General features: G+C 71.2%; 19 protein-coding genes and 1 other RNA gene. 11 read left to right on the top strand and 9 right to left on the bottom strand.

All coding sequences use genetic code 11. The annotated features are described in order from the left end of the window. Positions 1–22 precede the first annotated feature (22 nt). Positions 23–1456, bottom strand: coding sequence for an FAD-binding protein (locus QM779_RS00365; RefSeq protein ID WP_428530110.1), 1434 nt, complete (start codon positions 1454–1456; stop codon positions 23–25). 65 nt (positions 1457–1521) lie between these two features. On the opposite strand from QM779_RS00365, the gene QM779_RS00360 reads away from it, so the two are divergent. After that, complete coding sequence (locus tag QM779_RS00360; RefSeq protein ID WP_428530108.1) at positions 1522–2250, top strand: HAD family hydrolase; 729 nt, start codon at positions 1522–1524, stop codon at positions 2248–2250. Positions 2251–2690: 440 nt separating this feature from the next. On the opposite strand, the gene QM779_RS00355 is transcribed toward QM779_RS00360, so the two are convergent. Further along, entirely contained in the window at positions 2691–5654 is a 2964-nt protein-coding gene (locus QM779_RS00355; protein ID WP_428530106.1) for a bifunctional [glutamine synthetase] adenylyltransferase/[glutamine synthetase]-adenylyl-L-tyrosine phosphorylase, read from the bottom strand. 24 nt (positions 5655–5678) lie between these two features. Between QM779_RS00355 and QM779_RS00350 the strand changes: the two genes are divergently transcribed. The 5 genes from QM779_RS00350 (at position 5679) to QM779_RS00330 (ending at position 11087) form a co-directional block, all read left to right on the top strand. Continuing rightward, positions 5679–6062, top strand: coding sequence for a sterol carrier family protein (locus QM779_RS00350; RefSeq protein ID WP_428530104.1), 384 nt, complete (start codon positions 5679–5681; stop codon positions 6060–6062). 172 nt (positions 6063–6234) lie between these two features. Beyond that, a complete protein-coding gene (locus QM779_RS00345; protein ID WP_428530102.1) occupies positions 6235–7431 on the top strand; it encodes an efflux RND transporter periplasmic adaptor subunit in 1197 nt (398 codons plus the stop codon). A gap of 22 nt (positions 7432–7453) precedes the next feature. Next, positions 7454–8140 carry an ABC transporter ATP-binding protein gene (locus QM779_RS00340; protein ID WP_428530100.1) on the top strand — a complete coding sequence of 229 codons (687 nt, stop codon included), beginning with the start codon at positions 7454–7456 and terminating at the stop codon, positions 8138–8140. Then, on the top strand, positions 8140–9366 hold the full coding sequence (locus tag QM779_RS00335; RefSeq protein WP_428530098.1) for an ABC transporter permease: 1227 nt from the start codon (positions 8140–8142) through the stop codon (positions 9364–9366). The genes QM779_RS00340 and QM779_RS00335 overlap by 1 nt, the downstream gene beginning before the upstream one ends. After that, the gene (locus QM779_RS00330) at positions 9366–11087 is read left to right on the top strand and encodes an HlyD family efflux transporter periplasmic adaptor subunit (protein WP_428530096.1); all 1722 of its coding nucleotides are present in this window, start codon (positions 9366–9368) and stop codon (positions 11085–11087) included. The genes QM779_RS00335 and QM779_RS00330 overlap by 1 nt, the downstream gene beginning before the upstream one ends. Positions 11088–11421: 334 nt before the next feature. On the opposite strand, the gene QM779_RS00325 is transcribed toward QM779_RS00330, so the two are convergent. Further along, positions 11422–12759, bottom strand: a complete 1338-nt coding sequence (locus tag QM779_RS00325) for a glutamine synthetase family protein (protein WP_428530094.1) — start codon at positions 12757–12759, stop codon at positions 11422–11424. A gap of 76 nt (positions 12760–12835) precedes the next feature. Between QM779_RS00325 and QM779_RS00320 the strand changes: the two genes are divergently transcribed. After that, positions 12836–13225: a VOC family protein gene (locus tag QM779_RS00320; RefSeq protein WP_428530092.1), complete on the top strand. Its 390-nt coding sequence runs from the start codon at positions 12836–12838 to the stop codon at positions 13223–13225. 257 nt (positions 13226–13482) lie between these two features. Here QM779_RS00320 and QM779_RS00315 read toward each other — a convergent pair whose 3' ends face one another. Continuing rightward, entirely contained in the window at positions 13483–13719 is a 237-nt protein-coding gene (locus QM779_RS00315) for a hypothetical protein (RefSeq protein WP_428530090.1), read from the bottom strand. Between the two features lie 47 nt (positions 13720–13766). Between QM779_RS00315 and map the strand changes: the two genes are divergently transcribed. After that, the gene (gene map / locus QM779_RS00310; RefSeq protein WP_428530088.1) at positions 13767–14615 is read left to right on the top strand and encodes a type I methionyl aminopeptidase; all 849 of its coding nucleotides are present in this window, start codon (positions 13767–13769) and stop codon (positions 14613–14615) included. A 234-nt stretch (positions 14616–14849) separates the two neighbouring features. Here map and QM779_RS00305 read toward each other — a convergent pair whose 3' ends face one another. Further along, positions 14850–15707 carry a hypothetical protein gene (locus QM779_RS00305; protein ID WP_428530086.1) on the bottom strand — a complete coding sequence of 286 codons (858 nt, stop codon included), beginning with the start codon at positions 15705–15707 and terminating at the stop codon, positions 14850–14852. A gap of 91 nt (positions 15708–15798) precedes the next feature. Here QM779_RS00305 and QM779_RS00300 point away from each other — a divergent pair, with 91 nt between their 5' ends. Together QM779_RS00300 and QM779_RS00295 are read left to right on the top strand one after the other, a co-directional pair. Continuing rightward, complete coding sequence (locus QM779_RS00300; RefSeq protein ID WP_428530084.1) at positions 15799–17172, top strand: DUF6421 family protein; 1374 nt, start codon at positions 15799–15801, stop codon at positions 17170–17172. A gap of 31 nt (positions 17173–17203) precedes the next feature. Next, entirely contained in the window at positions 17204–18256 is a 1053-nt protein-coding gene (locus QM779_RS00295) for a threonine aldolase family protein (protein WP_428530082.1), read from the top strand. A 234-nt stretch (positions 18257–18490) separates the two neighbouring features. On the opposite strand, the gene rnpB is transcribed toward QM779_RS00295, so the two are convergent. The 4 genes from rnpB to QM779_RS00275 form a co-directional block, all read right to left on the bottom strand. Continuing rightward, positions 18491–18883, bottom strand: an RNA gene (gene rnpB / locus QM779_RS00290) — RNase P RNA component class A. A gap of 44 nt (positions 18884–18927) precedes the next feature. Then, positions 18928–20364, bottom strand: coding sequence for an RNB domain-containing ribonuclease (locus QM779_RS00285; protein ID WP_428530080.1), 1437 nt, complete (start codon positions 20362–20364; stop codon positions 18928–18930). A 9-nt stretch (positions 20365–20373) separates the two neighbouring features. Further along, complete coding sequence (locus QM779_RS00280; protein WP_428530078.1) at positions 20374–20853, bottom strand: reverse transcriptase-like protein; 480 nt, start codon at positions 20851–20853, stop codon at positions 20374–20376. Next, entirely contained in the window at positions 20853–21596 is a 744-nt protein-coding gene (locus tag QM779_RS00275; RefSeq protein WP_428530076.1) for a zinc ribbon domain-containing protein, read from the bottom strand. Before QM779_RS00275 ends, QM779_RS00280 begins: the two co-directional genes overlap by 1 nt. A gap of 97 nt (positions 21597–21693) precedes the next feature. Between QM779_RS00275 and QM779_RS00270 the strand changes: the two genes are divergently transcribed. After that, a partial coding sequence (locus QM779_RS00270; protein WP_428530074.1) for an aminopeptidase P N-terminal domain-containing protein occupies positions 21694–22040 on the top strand: 347 nt, incomplete at its 3' end.

Here is a 22040-nt window from a genome sequence, read left to right as displayed (position 1 = left end):
CCGGGATGACAGGTGGGTCACTTCAGACGAGTTCGAGGCGGCGGCCGAGGTCGGACACGAACACCCCGTGGGGGTCGATCCGGCGCCGGGTCGCGATCCAGTCGTCGATCTGCGGGTACATCGCGTGGAAGGTCTCCGCCGTCGTGCGGGAGTCCTTCGCTGTGTAGAGCCGGCCGCCGAACTCGAGGATCCGCGCGTCCAGGCCGTGCAGGAACTCGTGCAGGCCGGCCTTGATCGGGAAGTCCACGCACACGTTCCAGCCCGCCATCGGGTAGCTCAGCGGCGCCCGGTTGCCCGGCCCGAACAGCTTGAACACGTTCAGGAACGAGTAGTGCCCGGACGCCTGGATGTCGGCGATGATCTTCTTGAACTCGGCCACGGCGGCCGGCGGCACGACGAACTGGTACTGCAGGAAGCCGTGCGAGCCGTAGGCGCGGTTCCACTCGCTGAACATGTCCAGCGGGTGGTAGAAGCCGGTGAGGCTCTGGATCTTCCCGGTGTAGTTGCCGCTCTTGGCGTACCAGAGGTTGCCGAGCAGGGTGAACGTGTACTTGTTCGCCAGCCCGTTGGGGAAGACGTCGGGCAGCTCGAACAGCGGCTTGGCGTGGAAGGCGAGCGGGTCCGCGGCGAGCTTCGGCGCCTTCTCGCGGAGCTGGTCGAGCGTGGCCAGCGAGCCGCGGGACAAGGCCGCACGGCCGAGCTTCGGTGCGGGAGAGATCGCGTCGAACCAGGCGCTGGAGTAGTCGTAGCGCGACTCCGAGCCGTCGGAGTGGACGGCGATCGTCTCGTCCAGCGTGTGCGTGACGACGCCGTCGGCGATGAAGTAAGCCGTCTCGGTGCGGGTCATGTTCAGGACCACCCGCAGGATGATGCCGGTCAGCCCGACCCCCCCGACGGTCGCCCAGAAGATGCTCGCGTCCGGGTCGTCCGCGGTGCCGTCCGGGGTCAGGGTGAGGACGCGGCCGTCCGCCACCAGCAGCTGCATCGAGGCGACGTGGTTGCCGAACGAGCCTGCGCTGTGGTGGTTCTTGCCGTGCACGTCGCAGCCGATCGCTCCCCCGATCGTGACCTGGCGGGTGCCCGGCAGCACCGGGATCCACAGCCCGTACGGCAGGGCCGCGCGCATCAGGGTGTCGAGGCTCACGCCCGCGTCCACGTCCACCGTGGCCGATGCCGGGTCGATCGCGTGGATCGTGTCCAGCGCGGTCATGTCGACGACGATCCCGCCGGCGTTCTGGGCGACGTCACCGTACGAGCGGCCCAGCCCGCGGGCGACGATGCCGCGCTTGAGGTGGGACGGGGAGTCGGCGTTGTGGTCGGCGACGGCGGCGACCGCGGACGCGATCAGCTCCGGGTCCGACGTGGACAGCACCTGCGAGGTGGAGGGGGCGGTGCGACCCCAGCCGGAGAGGCTGGTGGTGACGGTGGGCAGGTCCGGGGTCTGGGTGGCGCTCATCGGCGTTCAGCCTACTCTGCGGCCACCGGCCGCGAGGCCGCCCGCCGGGGTTACGATCGGCGGCAATGAGCGCGAACTCGACCCTGATGAGCGTGTGTGACGCCGCCCTGTTCGACCTGGACGGCGTCCTGACGCCGACCGCAGAGGTGCACATGCGGGCGTGGTCCCGGATGTTCAACGCCTTCCTGCCCACGCACGGCGACCAGCGGCCGTACACCGACGCCGACTACTTCGCCCACGTCGACGGCAAGCCCCGCTACGACGGGGTCCGCGACCTGCTCGCCTCCCGCGGGATCGAGTTGCCGCTCGGCGATCCGTCCGACCCGCCCGAGGCGGAGACGGTCTGCGGGCTCGGCAACCGCAAGAACGCGGAGTTCGCCGCCGTGCTGGCCACCGAGGGCGTCCGGCCCTACCCCGGGTCGGTGCGGCTGCTCGACTACCTGACCGGGGTGGGCGTGCAGGTCGCCGTCGTGTCGTCCTCGGCCAACGCCCAGGACGTGCTGGTCGCCGCCGGCCTGCGCGACCGGTTCGAGGTCGTGGTGGACGGGCTGCTCGCGCGGAGGGAGTCCATCGCGGGCAAGCCGGCGCCCGACACCTACCTGCGGGCGGCCGAGGCGCTCGGCGTCCCCAGGGAGCGCGCGGTCGTGTTCGAGGACGCGATCTCCGGCGTCCAGGCCGGACGCGCCGGACGGTTCGGCCTCGTCGTCGGCGTCGAACGCGGCGTCGGCCACGACGCCCTCCTCGCCGAGGGCGCTGACCTCGTCGTCACCGACCTCGCTGAACTGCTGCCCTGAGGATTGAGACGGGAAGACAAGCGCAACCACTCCCCCCTGTCATCCCGGCGAGAGCCGGGAATCTCGACGACCCTGCAGCCAGCCCCGTCCCCCAGATCCCGGGTCAAGCCCGGGATGACGAGGCCCTGTCATCCCGGCGAAAGCGGGGATCTCGACGACCATGCGGTCAGCCTCGTCCCCGAGATCCCGGGTCAAGCCCGGGATGACAAACAAACCCCACCGGCAACGTTGCGACCCCCGCCAAACCACCTGTCATCCCGGCGAAAGCCGGGATCTCGACGACGGTGCAGTCAGCCTCGTCCCCGAGATCCCGGGTCAAGCCCGGGATGACGAGCAAACTCACCGCCGGGTCAAGCCCGGGATGACGAGCAAACTCACCGCCGGGTCAAGCCCGGGATGACGAGCAAACTCGCCGCCGGGTCAAGCCCGGGAGGACAGCCTTAGTCGGTGGTGTCCCAGAAGACGCGGTCCATGACCTGGCGGGCGAGGCGGGCGCCGCGGCGGAAGTCCTCGGTGAACTGGGACGAGTCGCCCTTGGCGTAGCCGAGGATCTGCGCGACGGCGGAGAGCTCGCGGACGTCGGTCGGCAGGCTGTCGGTCGCGCGGCCGCGCAGCAACGTGATCGCGTTGCGGATCCGGCTGGCCAGCAGCCACGCCGCGCGCAGCGCCTCGGCGTCCGCCTCATCCAGGAGACCGGCCAGGACGGTCGCGTCCAGCGCCTCCAGCGTGCCCGTCGTGCGGAGCCGCTTGTCGCCGCCCGCGTGGTGGAGCTGCAACAGCTGCACCACCCACTCCACGTCCGAGAGCCCGCCAGGGCCCAGCTTCACGTGGCGTCCCGGGTCGGCCGCGCGCGGCAGCCGCTCGGCCTCCATCCGCGCCTTCAGCTTGCGGATCTCGTGCACCTGGGCGTGGCTGAGCCCGCCCTTGGGGTAGCGGACGCGATCGATGTCGGCCAGCAGCGTGGTGCCCAGCGCGCGGTCCCCCGCCCCCGCGGACGCGCGCAGCAGCGCCTGCGCCTCCCAGGTCGACGACCAGCGCTCGTAGTAGGCCCGGTAGGACGCGAGGCTGCGCACCATCGCGCCGCCCTTGCCCTCCGGCCGCAGGTCGATGTCGACCTCCAGCGCGGGGTCGGGGCCCGGTTTGGCCAGCAGCGCGCGCAGCCGGCTCACCACCGTGGTCGCCGACGACGTGGCGTCCGGGTCGTCGCTGTCGGCGACCACGAACATCGCGTCCGCGTCCGAGGCGTACGACAGCTCGCACCCACCCCAGCGGCCCATCGCGATCACGGCGATCGGCGGCACCTTGACGCCCCTCGACGCGACCTCCAGCGCGGCGTCGATCGTGGCACCGGCCAGGTCGCTCAGCGCCCTGCCCAGGGCGGGGACGTCGAGGTCGCCGAGCAGGTCGGCCATCGCCAGCCGCAGCAACTCCCTGCGCCGGGTCGCCCGGACGGCAGCGATCGCCGCGTCCGGCGACTCGTGCCGGCGGGACGCGGTGAGCATCTCGGCGAGGATGTCCGCGCCCGGGCGCGGGCGCAGCCCCTCGGGGTCGCCGAGCAGGGCCGCGTTCTGGGGCGCGCGCATCAGCAGGTCCACCGCGTAGCGGGAGGACGCGAGGATCTTCGCCAGGTGCTCGGCCATCACATCGCCGTCGCGCAGGGTGCGGAGGTACCACGGTGTACTACCAAGTTCCTCGGACACCTGCCGGAAGGCGAGCAGCCCGTGGTCGGGGTTCGGGCCGGCGGCGAACCAGGTGAGCATCGCGGGCAACAACTGCCGCTGGATCTCCGCCTGCCTGGTCATGCCGTGGCTGAGCGCCTCGATGTGCCGCAGCGCCGCCTTCGCGTCCCCGTAACCCAGCGCCCGCAGCCGCACCTCCGCGGCCTCCGGCGTCAGCCCCACCTGCGAGGACGGGATCCGCGCGACCGTCTCCAGCAGCGGGGAGTAGAACAGCCGCTGGTGCAGCGTGAGGACGCGGCGGGCGGTCGAGCGCCACAGGTGCATCAGCTCCTTCGGCTCGGGCAGGCCGATCGCCCGGGCGAGCCAGCGCTGGTTGGTCTCGTCGTCCGGCATCAGGTGCGTGCGGCGCAGCCGGTAGAGCTGGATCCGGTGCTCGAGCAAGCGCTGCAACTGGTACGCGGTGGCGAGGTCGTACCCGTCCGCCCGGCCGACGTAGCCGTGGTCGACCAGCGCCGACAGCGCGTCGAACGTGCCGCGCAGGCGCAGCCGCTCGTCGGAACGCCCGTGGACGAGCTGGAGCAACTGGACGCTGAACTCGACGTCGCGCAGACCGCCCGCCCCGAGCTTGATCTCGGTGTTGGCCTCCCGCGCCGGCAGCAGCGAGATGACCCGGCGGCGCATCGCCTGCACCTCGCCGACGAACTGGTCGTTGTCGGCGACCCGCCAGACCATCGGCCACACCATGTCCACGAACGACTCGGCCAGGGCGAGGTCGCCGGCCATCGGCCGCGCCTTCAACATCGCCTGGAACTCCCAGTTCTTCGCCCACTTCTCGTAGTAGGCGCGGTGCGAGGCCAGCGTCCGGACCAGCGGTCCGGCCTTTCCCTCCGGACGCAGCGCGGCATCGATCTGCCAGATCGTGCCCGCACCCGTGTGGGCGGAGCACACCCGGGTCAGCGCGCTCGCCAGCCGGGTGGCCACAGCGACGGCTGTGCCCGGGTCGCAGACCGGCTCGCCGTCGTCGTCCAGGGCGGGTTCGGCGAGGTAGAGCACGTCCACGTCGCTGACGTAATTGAGCTCACCGGCGCCGGTCTTGCCCAGCGCGACGATCCCGATCCGGCACTTCTCCCAGCCGGGCACCTCTCCCCGGGCCAGCGCCAGGGCGGTCTCCACCGTCCCGTCCGCCAGGTCGGCGAGCTCGCCCGCGATGTCCTGCAGCGCGAGCAGCGGATCGGGCGCGGTGAGGTCCCGGGCCGCGATCCGCAGCAGCGCCCTGCGGTAGGCGCGACGCAGGTCGTCCGAGCGGACCTTCTCGGCGACGGGGACGGGGCTGTCCGGGTCCGCGCCGACGGCGAGGAGCAACTCGGCGCGGAGTTCTGTCGGCGTCCGCCGCTCGACGCTGCCCATGACGGCCGCCACGTCGTCGGGGTGGGTGCCGAGGTGCTGGTTGAGCGCGGAACTCGCCCCGAGGACCGCGATCAGGCGGCGGGCGAAGGCCGCGTCCTCCCCCAGCTCGGCGAACAGGGTGGGACGCGCGGCGAGGAGGCGGTTGAAGCCGGCCAGCGCGAGATCGGGGTCGGCGGTGCCGGGCAGCTCCGCCAGGGCCAGGTCGATCTGGTCCTGCGTGCCGTGCTGCTCCCAGGCCTCGACCATCGCCGCGGCGGCCACGGCGTCGGCGAAGCCGAGCCGGGCGAGTCGCGCGGACGGGCTCTCGATGCGGCTCACGAGGGCGATGCTAGCGTCTGGGACGTGGCGAGAACCCCGACGCAGGCCCAGGTCGACGAGCTCCGCCACGCGATCCGCGCCCTCGACGACGAACCGGCAGGCGAGCTTCCCCGCGCCACGCTGGCCGCCGCCTCCCGCACCATCTGCGGGCTGCTGGCCGCACGCTACCCCGGGGGGTCGGTCGAACTCCGGGTGCCGCCGTTCGCCGCCGTCCAGCTCGGCATCGGCGAACGCGGACGGCACACGCGCGGCACCCCGCCCAACGTCGTCCAGACCGACGCGGCCACCCTGCTGCGGCTCGCCTCCGGGGCCCTGGCCTGGCCCGACGCCCTGGCCACCCACCAGGTCCGCGCCTCCGGGATCCACAGCGACCTCGCGGAGCTGTGGCCGCTGCCCGAACTGCGCTGATCGGGAGCCTGCGGAGCCCCACAGCTGGACCACAGGTTCACACAGGAGCGCCCACAGGTGGCCCCCATAGCGTGGCCGTCGTGGTAAAGCGCCCAGAGGAGATTCACAACCTATGACAACCGATGAAACCGGTTTCCCGGCGGACACGCCGGATGCGCCGAAGAAGCGCCGCATGACGTGGAAGAAGTGGTTGGCCGTCGGTCTGGCGGCCGTCGTCGTGCTCGGCGGGGTCGGCGTGGGGACGTTCCTGCTCCTGCGGCCCTCCAACTCCGGCGCCGCACGGTCGTTCAGCCAGGACGTGACCGTCACGAAGGCCGACCAGACGCTCACCGTGAGCCTGGACGGGACGCTGAGCCCCACCAAGCAGTCGGACGTGAACTTCAGCGTGGCCGGCACGGTGACCAAGGTCTACGTCAAGGCCGGCGACACGGTGAAGAAGGGCCAGAAGCTGGCCCGGATCGACGACACGAGCCTGGAGAACGCGCTCGACCTGGCCGAGGCCAACCTGACCACGGCCAAGGCGAACCTCACCGAGATCTACGACAACGACGGCAGCAGCGCGGCCATCAAGTCGGCCAAGGCACAGGTCACCTCGGCTCACGCCGCCGTGACCAGCGCAGAGGACGACCTCGACGACGCCGTGCTCCGCGCGACCATCGCCGGCACGGTGGCCAGCGTCGACCTCACCGTCGGTGACACCGTCAGTGCCGGTTCCAGTTCGTCCTCGAGTTCCAGCAGCTCGAGCTCCAGCAGCTCGACCAGCTCCTCCAGCAGCGCGCAGATCACGATCATCTCCACCGCCAAGTGGAAGGTGGAGGGCACCATCGGCGCGTCCGACCTGGCCAGCGTGAAGGCCGGCCAGAAGGTCACCGTCACCACGGACGCCACCACCGACGAGCTGACCGGTACGGTCACGTCGGTCGGCATCGTCGCGACGTCGACCAGCGACGACGGCACCGCGACCTTCCCGGTCGTGATCAACCTCAGCGGCACCCACACGGACCTGTTCTCCGGCACCACGGCGACCGCGGTGATCACCACCGGCACCTACGACGACGTGCTGACCGTCCCCACGGCGGCCATCAAGACCGAGGACGGCAAGACCGTGGTCACCAAGGTCGACGGCACCACGACCAGCACGGTCGAGGTCGAGGTCGGCAAGGTGTTCGGCAGCTACACCGAGGTCACCAGCGGCGTCAGCGAGGGCGACACCGTCCGCGTCTCGTTCAGCATGCCGAGCTCGACCTCCACCTCGTCCAGTGACGAGCAGGGCGGCCTCAACTTCGGCGGCGGCGGCTTCGGCGGGGGCGGTCTCACCGGGGGTGGCGGCGCCCCGCCCGGCGGTGGCGGCGGCCAGGGCGGTCGGTGATCGGACGATGAGCATGCTGTACATGAACGGAGTCCGGAAGACCTACTCCACGGGAGTGGTCGAGGTCGAGGCGCTCCGCGGGATCGATCTCGCCATCGAGGCGGGTGAGTACCTGGCGATCATGGGCCCCTCCGGCTCCGGCAAGTCCACGCTGATGCACATCATCGGCTGCCTGGACGTGCCGACCGCGGGCACCTACGAACTCGACGGCACCGACGTGAGCAAGATGAGCGAGAAGCAGTTGGCCGAGATCCGCAACTCCAAGATCGGCTTCGTCTTCCAGCAGTTCAACCTGCTGCCGGCGTTGACCGCGCTGCGGAACGTCGAGCTGCCCCTGGTCTACGCCGGTGTTCCCGCGGCCGAGCGCAAGGAGCGCGCCCTCGCGGCGCTGGCGAAGGTGGGCCTGGCCCAGCGCGTCCAGCACCGCCCGGGCGAGCTGTCCGGCGGCCAGCAGCAGCGCGTGTCGGTGGCCAGGGCACTGGTGACCGACCCGGCGCTGATCCTGGCCGACGAGCCGACCGGCGCGCTGGACTCCCACTCGACGGCCGAGATCCTCGAGCTGTTCGAGGAGCTCAACGACTCGGGGCGCACGATCGTCGTGATCACCCACGAGCCGGACGTCGGCGAGCGGGCCAAGCACCTCGTGCACATCTACGACGGCCTCCTGCGCGAGTCCGTCCCCGTCGACGCGGCGGGGGCACGGCGATGATGGGCTGGACCGAAACCCTCAAGACCGCGATCTCGGCGCTGAACGCGCGCCGGATGCGGTCGGCGCTGACCATGCTGGGCATCCTGATCGGCATCGCGGCGGTCATGCTGACCGTCGGCCTCGGCCAGGGCGCCTCGGCGCAGATCACCGAGCAGATCAACTCGCTGGGCTCGAACCTGCTGGTGGTCTCCCCCTCGTCCTCGAACTCCGGGGGCTTCCGCGGGGGCGGCAGCACCGTGTCCACGCTGACCATGCAGGACGCGGACATGCTGGCCGACCCGGAGGTCGCGCCGGACGTCCTCGCCGTCGCACCGACCTCGTCCACCAGCGGCTCCCTGCAGTCGTCGGAGACGACCTGGACCTCGACGGTCGTCGGCACCGTGCCGGACTGGCTGACGGTCCGCGCCAGGGAGGTCGAGACCGGACGGTTCTTCACCCAGACCGAGGTCGACTCCTCGGCGAACGTCGCCGTGATCGGCTCCGAGACGGCGGAGGAACTGTTCACCACCGGCTCGGCCGTCGGCCAGAGCATCAGCATCAACGGTGAGTCGTTCACGATCATCGGCATCCTGGCGTCCGAGGGCAGTTCGGGGACGTCGAACGAGGACGACACCGTCCTGGTGCCGATCACCACGTTCGCCTCGCGCCTGTCCACCTCGAGCAGCGCGAACAGCGTCTCCTCGATCTACCTCTCGGGCAAGGACGCGGACAGCCTGTCGGCGGCCTACCAGCAGGTGAAGACGGCGCTGCTGGCCTCGCACCAGGTGACCTCCGACAGCGCCGACTTCACGGTCGCGTCCCAGGCATCGCTGGTGGAGACGGCCACGTCGGTGACCGGCATCCTGACCCTGCTGCTCGGCGGCGTCGCGGCGATCTCGCTGCTCGTCGGCGGCATCGGGGTGATGAACATCATGTTGGTGAGCGTGAGCGAGCGGGTGCGGGAGATCGGCCTGCGCAAGGCGCTGGGCGCGACGCCGGGTGTCATCCGACGCCAGTTCCTCGTGGAGGCCGGCATCCTCGGCATCCTCGGCGGCCTGATCGGCGTGGGCCTCGGCTTCGCCGGCGCCGCGATCCTGACCCCGGTCCTGGGCATGACGGTGCTCATCTCCATCCCGGCGACGCTGCTCGCCCTGGTGGTCTCGCTGGGCATCGGCCTCGTGGCCGGCGTCTACCCGGCCACCCGCGCGGCCAAGCTCGCCCCGATCGACGCACTGAGGAGTGAATGATGAAGGTCAACAAGCGGCTCAAGGGCGTCCTCGGCGCCGGTGCCGCCCTCGCCCTGGTGGCGGGGGTCGGGATCGGGGTCGCGCAGACGTCCACCGCGGCGAGCACCCGGTTCGTGACCACGACGGCAGGGACGGGCGACGTCACGCAGACCTACACCGCCACCGGCACGGTGACGCGGAAGAACACCTCCGAGGCGTCCTTCTCCGTCAGCGGCACGGTGAAGAAGGTCTACGTCGCGGTCGGTGACGAGGTCGATGCGGGCGACACCCTCGCCACGCTGAACAAGGGCGAACTCCGGCTCGCGGTGCTGAACGCGACCACCACGGTCGCCCAGGCCGAGGCGTCGCTGTACTCCGCCCAGCACCCGTCCAGCTCGTCCTCCTCGAGCAGCAGCAAGAGCTCCTCGAGCTCGAGCGGCTCCTCGTCGAAGGGCTCGGGTGGGGCGACCGCCGCCAGCATCGTGATCGACCCGACGGTGCTCCTCGAGGCGACCTCGCGGGTCAACCTTGCCGTGCTCGACGAGGCGGACAAGTGCGACGCGATCTTCAGCTCGATCCTCCCTGCGGCGGACGACGACGACAACGACACGGCGAGCACAGCGACGGCGACCCCGTCCGCCTCGGCGAGCGCGACCAGCTCGCCGACCGCGTCCAGCTCGGACGACACCTCCACCGGGGACGACGAGTCGGGGGATGACGCGTCCGCGAGTGCCTCCGCGACGGCGTCCCAGCTGGCCAGGACGCTGGACAGTGACGACTTCACCGACGACGAGCTGCAGGCCTGTGCCGACGCCCGAGCCGAGGTGATCCTCGCCAACTCCAACCTCCAGACGGTCGTGACGCAGCTCACCTCCACCAGCGGGACCGGAGGCGGTTCGGCAACGGGCACCGGGTCGAAGAAGAAGAGCTCTTCCAGCTCGTCGACCACGGTCAGCAAGTCCGCGGTCGCGAAGGCCAAGGCGACCCTGCTCTCGGCCCAGCAGGACCTGGCCGCGGCGCAGGACGACCTCGCCAACGCCACGCTGGTCGCCCCGATCTCCGGCACGGTCGGCCTCGTCGGCCTGACGGCGGGCGACAGCGCGTCCGGTTCGGTCACGATCGTCGGCACCGGCAGCGCCGTGGTGACCTTCGAGCTCCCGCTCACGACCAGGGAGCTGGTCAAGGTGGGCCAGTCCGTCACCGTGACCCCGGCCGGCTCGTCCAAGGAGCTCACCGGCAAGATCACCGCGATCTCCTCGGTCGAGACCAGCGGGACGAGCGGCGACTCCCCGACCTACACCACGACCGTCTCGGTCAGCGACGCCTCCGGGCTGCTGGCCAGCGGCGCGAAGGCCTCGGTGACGATCCCGGTCAACGCGGTCACGGGCGTGGTCCGGGTGCCGGCCTCCGCCGTGACGCCGACCGGCAGCGGCACGGCGACCGTCCAGGTCGTCGACAGCGCCAACGCCACGACGGCTTCGTCCGTCGAGGTCAAGACCGGCGCGGTCGGTGGTGGCTGGGTCCAGATCACGTCAGGGCTGGACGCCGGGACGCTCGTGGTGCTGGCCGACAACACGGCAGAGATCCCGTCGAACACGACGAACCGGCGTTCGTCGAGCAGCAGCTCCTCGAGCAGCTCGTCGAGCTCGGCGTCCGCGGCGGCCACCACGGCCCCGACGGCTGCCGGCACCGGCGCGGCCAGTACTGCTCCGACGGCGGCGGCGAGTTCGTCAGCTCGCTGACCGACCGACCCACACGCCGCCGCCCGGACCCCCGGGCGGCGGCGTTGTCGTTGTCGTTGTCGGGCGGCGTGCGGCTGACGGGAGCGCTGGGGACGGGAGCGCCGCCGCGGGTCCGTCAGCACATTCCCCCCGGATGGTGCCGACGGACCCGCTCACCGACGCACGTACGCCTCCGTCCCCCCGAACGGGGCGCGCGCGTGCTGGGCCTTTGTTGTCGGCCCGGCGTTCGGTGGCAGGACCATTCAACCGCGTGGCGGTGACACTGTTCGGGACCCGGACAGATCCGTACACCTCTGTCCGGATCCGCACCACCTCGGGCGGCGGACGCCTGGGGTCAGAGCGCGGGCAGGGACTTGGTGAGCTCCCACTCCGAGACCTGGCTGCGGTAGGAGTCGTACTCGGCCTTCTTGTTGCGCAGGAAGAAGTCGAAGACGTGCTCGCCAAGGGTGTCGGCGACCAGCTGGGAGTTCTCCATCAGGTCGATCGCGTTGCCGAGGCTGCGCGGCAGCGGCGAGATGCCGAGGGCCTGCCGCTGGCGGTCGGTCAGCGACCACACGTCGTCCTCGGCGCCCTCGGGAAGTTCGTACTCGTTCTCGATCCCGGCCAGCCCGGCCGCCAGCACCATCGCGTAGGCGAGGTAGGGGTTGGCGGCGGAGTCGATCGATCGCAGCTCCACGCGGGCGGACGCGCCCTTGTTCGGCTTGTACATCGGCACCCGGACCAGCGCGGAGCGGTTGTTCTGGCCCCAGCAGATGTAGCTCGGCGCCTCCGCGCCCGAGATCAGCCGCTTGTAGGAGTTCACCCACGGGTTGGTCACGGCCGTGATCTCGCCGGCGTGCTTGAGCAGGCCGGCGATGAACTGCCGCCCCGTCCTCGAAAGGTGGTACTCGGCGCTGGCGTCATAGAACGCGTTGTTGTCGCCCTCGAACAGCGACACGTGGGTGTGCATGCCGGAGCCCGGGTGGTCGCTGAGCGGCTTGGGCATGAAGGACGCGAACATGTTCTGCATCACCGCGACCTCCTTGATCACCACCCGGAAGGTCATGATGTTGTCGGCCATGGTGAGGGCGTCCGCGTAGCGCAGGTCGATCTCCTGCTGGCCGGGACCACCCTCGTGGTGGCTGAACTCGACCGAGATCCCCATCTGCTCCAGCAGGGTGATCGCCTGCCGCCGGAAGTCGGCACCCGGGCTCGTCGTGGTGTGGTCGAAGTAGCCGGACTGGTCGGCGGGGACGGGCGGCTGGCCGGGGACGATCGGCTGCTTGAACAGGTAGAACTCGATCTCGGGGTGCGTGTAGTAGGTGAACCCCATGTCGGAGGCCTTCTTCAGCGTCCGCTTCAGCACGTACCTCGGGTCGGCGAAGGACGGGGAACCGTCCGGGAGCCGGATGTCACAGAACATCCGGGCCGTCCCCTGGGTCTGGCCGCGCCAGGGCAGCAGCTGGAAGGTCGAGGGGTCGGGGTGGGCCACCATGTCGGACTCGTACACGCGCGCGAAGCCCTGAATGGCCGAGCCGTCGAAACCGATCCCCTCGCTGAAGGCGCCTTCGAGTTCGGCGGGGGCGATCGCGACGGACTTCAGGAAGCCCAGGACGTCGGTGAACCAGAGTCGGACGAAGCGGACGTCCCGCTCCTCCATGGTGCGGAGCACGAACTCGGTCTGCTTATCCATGCCGCCAAGTCTGCCGCCGGAAGTGTTTCAGTCTGGTTACATCATGCTGTCGGACGGGCTGGGTACGGTGAGGCGCATGGCTGCGACTTTCAACGCGATCGGGATCACGGTGGCCGACATGGCCGCCACCCTGGAGTTCTACCGCCTGCTCGGCCTGTCCTTCGCGGCAGAGGACGATGCCGAGGGGCACGTCGAGTGGGAGGGCCCGGGCGGCGTCCGGGTCATGTTCGACACCGTCTCGGTGATCCACAGCTTCGACCCCGGCTGGGAACCCCCGGTGGGCGGGCCGGCGATGAGCCTCGCGTTCGAGTGCGCCACCCCCGCAGAGGTGGACGCCACCGTCGCCGAGGTCGCCCAGGCCGGCTTCACCGTCCACCGCGAGCCGTGGGATGCGTTCTGGGGCCAGCGCTACGCGACCGTCCTCGACCCCGACGGCAACCGCGTCGACCTCTTCGCCTGGACCTGACGCCGGTAGACGCCAGGCGGGACAGCGAGATCCCCGGTCAAGCCCGGGATGACAGCAGTGGGCGCGGACGTCACCCCTGCTCCACTCCAGACGGGACAGCGAGATCCCGGGTCAAGCCCGGGATGACAGCGGTCGGCGCGGACGGGACAACGAGATCCCGGGTCAAGCCCGGGATGACAGCAGTGGGCGCGGACGGGACCACGAGAGCCCGGGTCAAGCCCGGGATGACAGCAGTCGGCGCGGACGTCTCCGGGGTGTCAGCCGGCGAAGGGGTTGCGGGACTCGCGGTTCTCGCGGTCCTCGGCGCTGTCGTCGGTGTCGTCGTTGAAGCGCGGGTCGTTCTCCCAGTCCTCGTTGCGCTCGGCCGCCTTCGCCAGCGCGTTCGCGGCCTCGGCCGGTGTCGCGTACGGGCCCAGCCGGGTCGCACTCCGGCACCCCTCGTAGGGCTCCACCGCGTGGTGGTCGAGGCAGTAGTACCACTCGCCCTGCGCCATGACCCCGGCCTCCGATCCTCTGGTTTGCGCCCACTATGATCCCGGGCGTGACCGCGATCAAGCCCTTCCCCGTCTCGCCGATGCGCCCCGTGCCCGCGCACATCGCGCGTCCGGCCTACGTCGGCCGCCCGCGTCCGGAGCGTTACGACGGCTCCCACGTGCAGACGCCGGACGTCATCGAGCGGATGCGCGTGGCGGGCCGGATCGCCGCGCAGGCCATGCACGCCGGCGCGGCCGTGGTCGCCCCCGGCGTCACCACCGATGAGATCGACGAGGTGGTGCACGACTTCATCGTCGCCCACGACGCCTACCCGTCCACGCTCGGCTACCGCGCCTTCCCGAAGGCCTGCTGCACCTCGGTGAACGAGGTGATCTGCCACGGCATCCCGGACGCGCGTCCGCTGCAGGACGGCGACATCGTCAAGATCGACGTGACCGCCTTCCACGACGGCGTCCACGGTGACAACTGCGCGACCTTCTTCTGCGGCGAGGTGGACGAGGCGTCCCGGCTGCTGACCGAGCGCACCGAGGAGGCGATGAACAGGGCGATCCGCGCGGTCCGGCCCGGACGGCAGATCAACGTCGTCGGGCGCGTGATCGAGTCGTACGCACGCCGGTTCGGCTACGGCGTGGTCCGGGACTACACCGGCCACGGCGTCCACACCGCCTTCCACTCCGGGCTGGTGGTCCCGCACTACGACGAGCCGCTCCTCGACACCGTGATGGAGGTCGGGATGACCTTCACGATCGAACCGATGCTGGCCATGGGCGACCAGCAGTCGCACGTCTGGGACGACGGCTGGACGGTGGTGACGGACGACCGCAGCAGGGTCGCGCAGTTCGAGCAGACGCTCGTCGTGACGCCCGACGGCGCGGAAATCCTCACCGTCCCCTGATCGCGCCCGCGGCCGGTCGGTGACGTGGCCAGCTGTGGAAATATCGCCGCTAGCCAGCCGCGGGTGGACGTCCAGAAACCCGCCGAGCGGCATTCTGCTTTTCGCGCCCGATAGGGATAGCGTTAACGCCAGCCGCCCAGCTCCACTCCCCCTTGAAGTTCGACCGGAGCCGGTGGTCAGGCCCCGCCAGGCCACCAACCCCCCGGTCTACCTGGTGGGGCCGCCCGAACCCCCTCAGTTCAGGCAGCCCAGAGCCTTCCTGGCCGCCGTGTCAGAGGCGTGTGACTTGATCGGGAAAGACACCGCGGCCGCGGGAGAACCGGCGCTCGGGGCGTTGGTGACGAACAGTGCGGTCGCGTCGACGTTGTCGCTCGTGTAGCCGAGGCTGTTCGGGTTCACCTTCGTCGCCACGGCGACCGTCCACCACCTGCCGTTGGCGTGCACCATCGTCCCGCGCGGGTAGGTGATGGCCCCGCCGACGCCGCCGACCGCCTGCAGGCGGGCGAGGAGCTTCGCCGACACCGCGTGGCAGGCCGCGCCCTTCGCGAGCCGGCCGGTGTAGCTGTCCGGTGAGTCGGGGTCGGGCGGGAGCTTCGGCACCGGCAGCTTCTTCACGCACGCCAGCGCCTTCTTCGCGGCGGCGTCCCCGCCCGTGGAGGCCAACTGCCAGGCGAACGGTTCGTGGTCGGGGTCGTCGGCGTACGTCGGGTAGCTCGTGACGAAGAACGCGTAGGGATCGACGTCCCCGTCGCCGGTGGTGCGCGTCGCGACGGCCACCGTCCACCACCCCGCGTTCGCACGGACCAGCACCCCCACCGGATAGGTGGTCGAGCCGCCCACCCCGCCGATGTCCTCCAGGTCCGCGAGTTGCCGCTTCTTCGCGCGGACGCAGGTCGCGCCCTCGGCCAGCGCCCCGGTGTACGGGTGCGCGGTGCGGTCGTCGAGTGGGGACGCCGACGCCTCCGGCGTGGTCGCCACGGGCGTCGCCGAGGGGGCCCGGTGGACGGGCTCGTTCCACAGCCACGCCATGCCGCACCCCGACAGCAGGACCGCCGCCAGGGCGACCCCCACCGCACGGACGAGTGCGCTCACGAGGCCAGAGTAGGCGTGTCCCCGCGCCGGCGCCCCCGGATCGTCGGGTCTCGTACACCCCGCGCGGGGCCGGTGCGTGTGACAATGCGTCATGACCACCGTCACGATCGACACCCGGACGCTCACGCAGCACCCCGCGTGGCTGAAGGTGAAGCAGTCCGCGACCGAACTGGCATCGCTCCAGTCCCCCAACGGCGCCATCGACGACGCCGCCTACCACGCCGACGCCCGCGCGCACGTCGCCGACCTGACCGCGGGGATCGCCGAACTCGCCCCGCTGTTCCCTCACGACGCTGCCTACCTCGAGGCGGCGATCACCGATCTCGAGCGCTGGCGCGACGGCTACTTCAAGGAGCCCGACTTCTACGACTCGCTGGTCCTGTTCCACCCGGAAAAGAACCGGATCGACGGGCTCGTCCACCTCATCGTGTTCCCCATGTACACCCAGAACGGCTCCCGGGACCGGCACATCGAGGCCCTGCTCGTCCAGGTCGTGTGGCCCGACTTCGTGGCCGGACTGGAGGCGGGCGCGTACACCAACGCCGCCTTCGTCCCGATCCAGTTCCTGGACTTCACCGCCGGGTACGACACCAACTCCGCGGTGCTGTTCCCCGAGACGGTGGCCATGCGCGAGATCCCGCCGTTCACGTGGGGCGGCATCTTCTGCGACCGCGAGGCGGCCCGGTTCCGTCGGGTCGTCCGCGCCGCGGTGGACGTGACCAGGCTGGAGCTGCCCGAGCTCGCGGCCGAGCTGCTGGACGACCAGCGGCTCACGCAGGAGACGTTCGTGATGTGGGACCTGATCCACGACCGCACCCACATGCGGGGCGACCTGCCGTTCGACCCGTTCATGATCAAGCAGCGGATGCCGTTCTTCCTGTACTCACTGGAGGAGCTGCGCTGCGACCTGACCGCGTTCCGCGAGGCCGTCCGGATCGAGCGGGAGCTGGCCGCGTTGCCGTCCCGCACGCCGGAGGAGGACCGGCTGGCCCGGCACGCGAAGCTCGTCCAGTACGCCGTGATCTTCGACCGGATCTTCCGGTTCGCCGTCACGGGGACGCGGGTGCGCAACTACGACGGGCTGGGCGGCCAGCTGCTGTTCGCATGGCTGCACCAGAAGCGGGTGCTGCACTGGACGGACACGAAGCTCGCGTTCGACTGGGACGAGGTGCCGGACTGCGTGAACGAGCTCGGCCTCCAGATCGAGCAGCTGTACTGGCGCTCGATCGACCGGCCGAAGGTGTCGCACTGGCTGGCCGCGTACGCGCTGGTCAGCGGGGTCGTCGAGCCGCACCCGGCCTCGGTGTGGAAGAGCCGCGACCTGCCGCTGAAGGGGACGCCGAAGGAGCTCACCGACCTGGTGATGGACGACGAGTTCCCGCTGTCGATGTTCTACGAGGCGTTCGAGAAGAAGATGCGGGACGTGGTCGCGTCCACGTCGGGAATCACCGGCGTCGACGCCTGAGCCGCCGCGCCGGCGGTGCCACAATCGTCGGGTGCAGATCCACGACACCGCAGCGCGCGGCTTCGCGTCCGACAACTACTCCGGCGTCCACCCCGAGGTGCTGACCGCGATCGGTGCGGCGAACCTGGGCCACCAGTCGTCCTACGGCAACGACGACTACACCTGTCGGCTGCAGGAGGTCGTTCGCGGGCACTTCGGGGAGGCCGCGCAGGCGTGGCCGGTGTTCAACGGAACCGGCGCGAACGTGATCGGCCTGCAGTCGGTGCTGCCGCGCTGGGGCGCGGTGGTGTGCGCGAAGACCGCTCACATCAACGTGGACGAGGGTGGCGCCCCGGAGCGGATCGGGGGGCTGAAGCTGTACGCCGTGCCCACGCCGGACGGCAAGCTCACCCCCGAGCTGGTCGACACGGAGGCGTGGGGGTTCGGGGACGAGCACAGGGCACAGCCGCTGGCGCTGTCGATCACGCAGTCCACCGAGCTGGGCACGCTCTATACCCCGGAGGAGATCGCGGCGCTGGCCGAGCACGCGCACGGGTTGGGGATGGCCGTCCACGTGGACGGTGCCCGGCTGTCGAACGCTGCCGCGAGCCTCGGGCTGCCGCTGCGGGCGTTCACGACCGACGTGGGCGTGGACGTCCTGACCCTCGGCGGCACGAAGAACGGCGCGCTCGGCGCGGAGGCGGTCGTGGTGCTCAACCCGGACGTCGTCCACGGGCTCGTCTACGCGCGCAAGTTCACGATGCAGCTGGCCAGCAAGATGCGGTTCACCTCCGCCCAGCTCGTGGCGCTCTACGAGGGCGACCTGTGGCTGCGCAGCGCCACGCACGCCAACGCGATGGCGAGCCGGCTCCGCGCCGCGCTGGAGGGGCTGCCAGAGATCACGTTCACGCAGCCGACGCAGGCGAACGGGGTGTTCGTCCGGCTGCCCGACGGCGTGGCGGACGCGGTCCGGCAGCGGTTCTTCTTCTACGACTGGGACGCCTCGGTCAACGAGGTCCGCTGGATGTGCTCCTTCGACACCACGGAGGACGACGTCGACACCTTCGCCGGCCTCGTCCGCGAGGCGGTCGCCGCAGCGTCCTGACCGGGGACCCCGCGCACCAGCATTCCCCTCAGCCGTTGCGGACGGGGTAGCGGAGGTGGGTGACGCCCACGCCCGCCGCCACGGTCGGGTCGCCCAACCGGGTCCGGGCGAGTGCAACCCCGAGCATCGGCCGGATCATGCACCGTTGTGAACCGAACTCGGTCAGAAACGGTGCACGACGAGGCCGGGACTCTGCCACTGGAAGCCCATCAGGCGTAGTCGGGGTGATCTGTGGGGACGAGCCGGCCTGTAAGCCGGATTCTGTGCCCCGAGGGGCGGTGATCATCCATCTGCGGCGGCTGTTGCCAGCCCCCTTCGCCGTTGCCGGCGTGCGACCTACCCGAACGCCTCGCGCGAGCAGCGCTCAAACGGCGTCCGCAGGCTCCGGGTCCTCTCGGACCGGGGCCCTTCTTGGTCTTGCTCCGGGTGGGGTTTGCCGAGCCACCCCAGTCACCTGGGGTGCTGGTGGTCTCTTACACCGCCGTTTCACCCTTACCCCGCTCGCGCGGGGCGGTCTGTTCTCTGTGGCACTTTCCCGCGGGTCACCCCGGGTGGGCGTTACCCACCACCCTGCCCTGTGGAGTCCGGACTTTCCTCGACTTGCGCCGCGATCACCCGGCCGACTCGTCCAGCGTCCAGCCTACCGGACCCCATGCTCCCCCCGCCGCGGCTCAGGCCGGGTCGAGGATCCGGAACTCGACCTTGCCCGACAACAGGTCCGCGGCGACCAGGGTCGCGGAGACCTGCTCGCCGAGGACGAGTTCTGCCCCCTTCACCTTCGCCTCCACGGCGGGATCGGGCAGCTGCAGGACGCCCAGGTCGTCCTCCGGGTCCACCTCGAGGACCGTGCCAGTGAACGACTGGCCCAGCCGCGGCGCGAGCACCAGGGCCTCGACCAGGTCGACGATCCCCCGCTCGTACTTCTTGGCCCTCCGGTCGGCGTCGTCCATCACCGGCGGGAGCTCCGCCATCGTGGACGTGACCCAGTCGGGCACCTCCTGGCCCGCGCTGATCGCCACGCAGATCTCCCCGCAGTACCGGTCGACCAGCCGGCGCAGCGGCGCCGTCGTGTGCGCGTACGGCGCCGCGATCGCCGCGTGCAGCGGCTGCTCGGGGATCGTCCCCCGGAACGCCTGGTAGCCCGCGCCACGGAACAGCGTCGTGCACGCGTTCAGCATCGCTGCCTGCGCAGGGACGGACGCGTCCAGGCTGCGCACGAACGCCGGGTAGCCCTGCGACTGCGGCCAGGTGATGCCCAACGCGGCGGCCGTCCGGCGCAGCTTGGCCAGCGACCCGTCCCGCGCGGGCGGCAGCGTCCGCAGGATCCCCACGCCGCCGGACAGCATCAGCGACGCCGCGCCCATTCCGGTGGCCAGCGACAGCTGGGCGTTCCAGTCCTCGACCGGGAGCGGCGCCCGGAACTGCAGCGCCCACCGGTCGTCCGACGCCACCACCTCCTGCTCGGGCACCGAGAGGCTCACCCCGCCCCTGGCCGCCTCGAGCTCCAGCCGCAGCGTGCCCAGCGTGCGCAGCAGCTCCAGCTGCTCACCGCCGGCCCCCGCGTCCAGCGCCGCCTGGGCGCCGGTGTAGCTGAGCTTGGCCCTGCTGCGGACCAGCCCCCGGGCCACCCGGGTGGACGTGGTCTGGCCGTCCGCGTCGAACTCCAGCTCCCAGACCAGTGCGGGACGCACCTCGTCCGGCAGCAGGCTCGCGGCACCCTCCGACAGCACCGACGGGTGCAGCGGCGTCTTGCGGGTCGGCGCGTACAGCGTCTCGGCGCGGGCGTGGGCCTCGGTGTCGATGTGCCCGCCGGGACTCACGAAGGCCGCCACGTCGGCGATCGCGTACAGCAGCTGGAACCCGGTCGCCGTCCGGGCCAGGTGGAACGCCTGGTCGAGGTCGTTCGAGCCCTCCGGGTCGAGCGTGACGAACTCGACGTCCGTGCGGTCGGCCGTCGGCAGGACGGGGTTGGCCGCGGCGTGCGCGGCCTCGGCCAGCACCTCCGAGCTGAACTGGCCGGGCACCCCGAGCGTGGCGCGGAGCCGGCGCAGGCCCTCCCTCAGGGCCGGCGGCTCACTGGTCTGGAGCGAGACGTAACGACTGGGCACGGTTCCTCCTCAGCGTCGGGTGCGTGGGTGTCCGTTCAGGGCGGCGTCCACGAGGGCGCCGGCCGCGTTCTGGTCCCGCGGGACCCAGGTCCAGGTGATTCGCGCGGGCCGCAGTTCCTGCACCCTGTCAGCCAGTGTCGACGGCTCGGGACCCCGGACGCGCCCGCTCGCGGTCAGTTGGTCGATGACGAGCCGGGAGTCCATCCGGACCTCCACGGTCGCGGCCGGGTCGAGCGCGCGGGCCATCTCCAGGCCGGCGACCAGGGCGGCGTACTCGGCGACCTCATCGGAGGCGACCTCCAGCGGGAGCGCCTCGTCGTTCAGCACCTCGCCCGTCTCCGCGTCGCGGAGCACGGCCGCGTAGGCCGCCGGTCCGGGATCGCCGCGCGAGCCCGCGTCCGCCTCGACCACGAGCCGACGGGACGCGACGTCCGCGGCAGGATCGGCACCCGGCGGCACGCCCCCGGGCAGGCGCGGCGGGCGAGGCATCAGGCCTCGACGGCCGAGGTCCGGACGAGGATGCGCTCACACTCCTCGCACCGCAGCACCTCGTTCGGCGCGGCCGCGGCGTAGGCGACGAGGGCGCTCTGGGTGGCCTCGAGCTGGCAGCCGCCGCAGCGGCGTCCCTTCAGCGCCGCCGCGCCCACGCCGCCGGCGCGCGGCCGGATCCGGTCGTAGAGCGCCAGCAGGTCGGCCGGGATGCCCGCGGCGATGCCGTCGCGCGAGGCCTGGTGGGTGGCCTGCTCAGCGTCGATCGCAGCCACCTGCTCGTCCCGGGACGCGATCTGCGCACGCATCGAGGTCTCCAGGTCGGCCAGTTCCGCGGCGAGGCGGTCCTGCTCCGCCGTGGCCGACTCGAGCTGCTCCATCACCTCCAGCTCCACGTCCTCCAGGTCGGAGATGCGGCGTCCGAGGTGCGTGATCTCGTCCAGGAGCGCGTTCAGCTGCTTGGGGTCGGTCACCGTGCCGGCGTCCACCCGCTGCTGGTCGCGCGCCTGTCGCTCGCGCACGGGGACCAGGTCGGACTCGGCCTTCTCCACGTCCAGCTGCAGGTCGCCCACGGTCGTCCGCGCGGCGATCAGGGACTCGCCCAGCCGGCCGCGCACGACCCGCGCCTCGGCGAGGGTGGCGTGTTCGGGGAGGGACTTGCGACGATGCTCGAGCTGGGCGATCGCGGTGTCCTCCGCCTGCAGGTCGAGCAGACGGAGCTGCGCGGCGGGATCAGCCAACATCATGAGCCTCCTGGAGTTGTGAAGTCCGACTCTAGTGCGTGGCCGGCGCCGGGGGCCTCCGGAGGGCTGTGCGCCGGTGCGGGATAGCATGCGGGACATGACCGAGGAGCCCACCGACACCGAACAGCCCGCCCTGCCCAACCGGCAGGTTCCGTTCTCGGAGGCGTTCAAGGAGTTCATCCCGCAGGGCTGGGCGCCCTACCCGGAGGAGCTCCCCGCCGAACTCCCGGCAGCGGGTCCGGCCGCGCTGCGTCGCCGCGCCATCGCGGAGGCCTTCGCCGGTGAGCGGCTGGTGATCCCCGCGGGGGCGTTCAAGGTGCGGGCCAACGACACCGACTACCGGTTCCGGCCGCACTCGGCCTTCGCCTGGCTGACCGGGCTGGGCGGCGACCGCGAGCCGGACGCCGTCCTCGTCCTCGAGCCCACCGACACCGGCCACGAGGC

Origin of the sequence: Propionicimonas sp. (assembly GCF_049840635.1) — a bacterium.
GTDB lineage: Bacteria > Actinomycetota > Actinomycetes > Propionibacteriales > Propionibacteriaceae > Propionicimonas.
This window is presented reverse-complemented; position numbering and strand designations above follow the sequence as displayed.

Coding starts and splice junctions, on each gene's coding strand:
- QM779_RS00360 (WP_428530108.1), top strand. CDS start 1,522: ATGAGCGCGAACTCGACCCTGATGAGCGTGTGTGACGCCGCCCTGTTC.
- QM779_RS00340 (WP_428530100.1), top strand. CDS start 7,454: ATGAACGGAGTCCGGAAGACCTACTCCACGGGAGTGGTCGAGGTCGAG.
- QM779_RS00320 (WP_428530092.1), top strand. CDS start 12,836: ATGGCTGCGACTTTCAACGCGATCGGGATCACGGTGGCCGACATGGCC.
- QM779_RS00325 (WP_428530094.1), bottom strand. CDS start 12,759: ATGGATAAGCAGACCGAGTTCGTGCTCCGCACCATGGAGGAGCGGGAC.
- QM779_RS00335 (WP_428530098.1), top strand. CDS start 8,140: ATGGGCTGGACCGAAACCCTCAAGACCGCGATCTCGGCGCTGAACGCG.
- QM779_RS00280 (WP_428530078.1), bottom strand. CDS start 20,853: ATGCCTCGCCCGCCGCGCCTGCCCGGGGGCGTGCCGCCGGGTGCCGAT.
- QM779_RS00275 (WP_428530076.1), bottom strand. CDS start 21,596: ATGTTGGCTGATCCCGCCGCGCAGCTCCGTCTGCTCGACCTGCAGGCG.
- QM779_RS00330 (WP_428530096.1), top strand. CDS start 9,366: ATGAAGGTCAACAAGCGGCTCAAGGGCGTCCTCGGCGCCGGTGCCGCC.
- QM779_RS00345 (WP_428530102.1), top strand. CDS start 6,235: ATGACGTGGAAGAAGTGGTTGGCCGTCGGTCTGGCGGCCGTCGTCGTG.
- QM779_RS00300 (WP_428530084.1), top strand. CDS start 15,799: ATGACCACCGTCACGATCGACACCCGGACGCTCACGCAGCACCCCGCG.
- QM779_RS00315 (WP_428530090.1), bottom strand. CDS start 13,719: ATGGCGCAGGGCGAGTGGTACTACTGCCTCGACCACCACGCGGTGGAG.
- QM779_RS00365 (WP_428530110.1), bottom strand. CDS start 1,456: ATGAGCGCCACCCAGACCCCGGACCTGCCCACCGTCACCACCAGCCTC.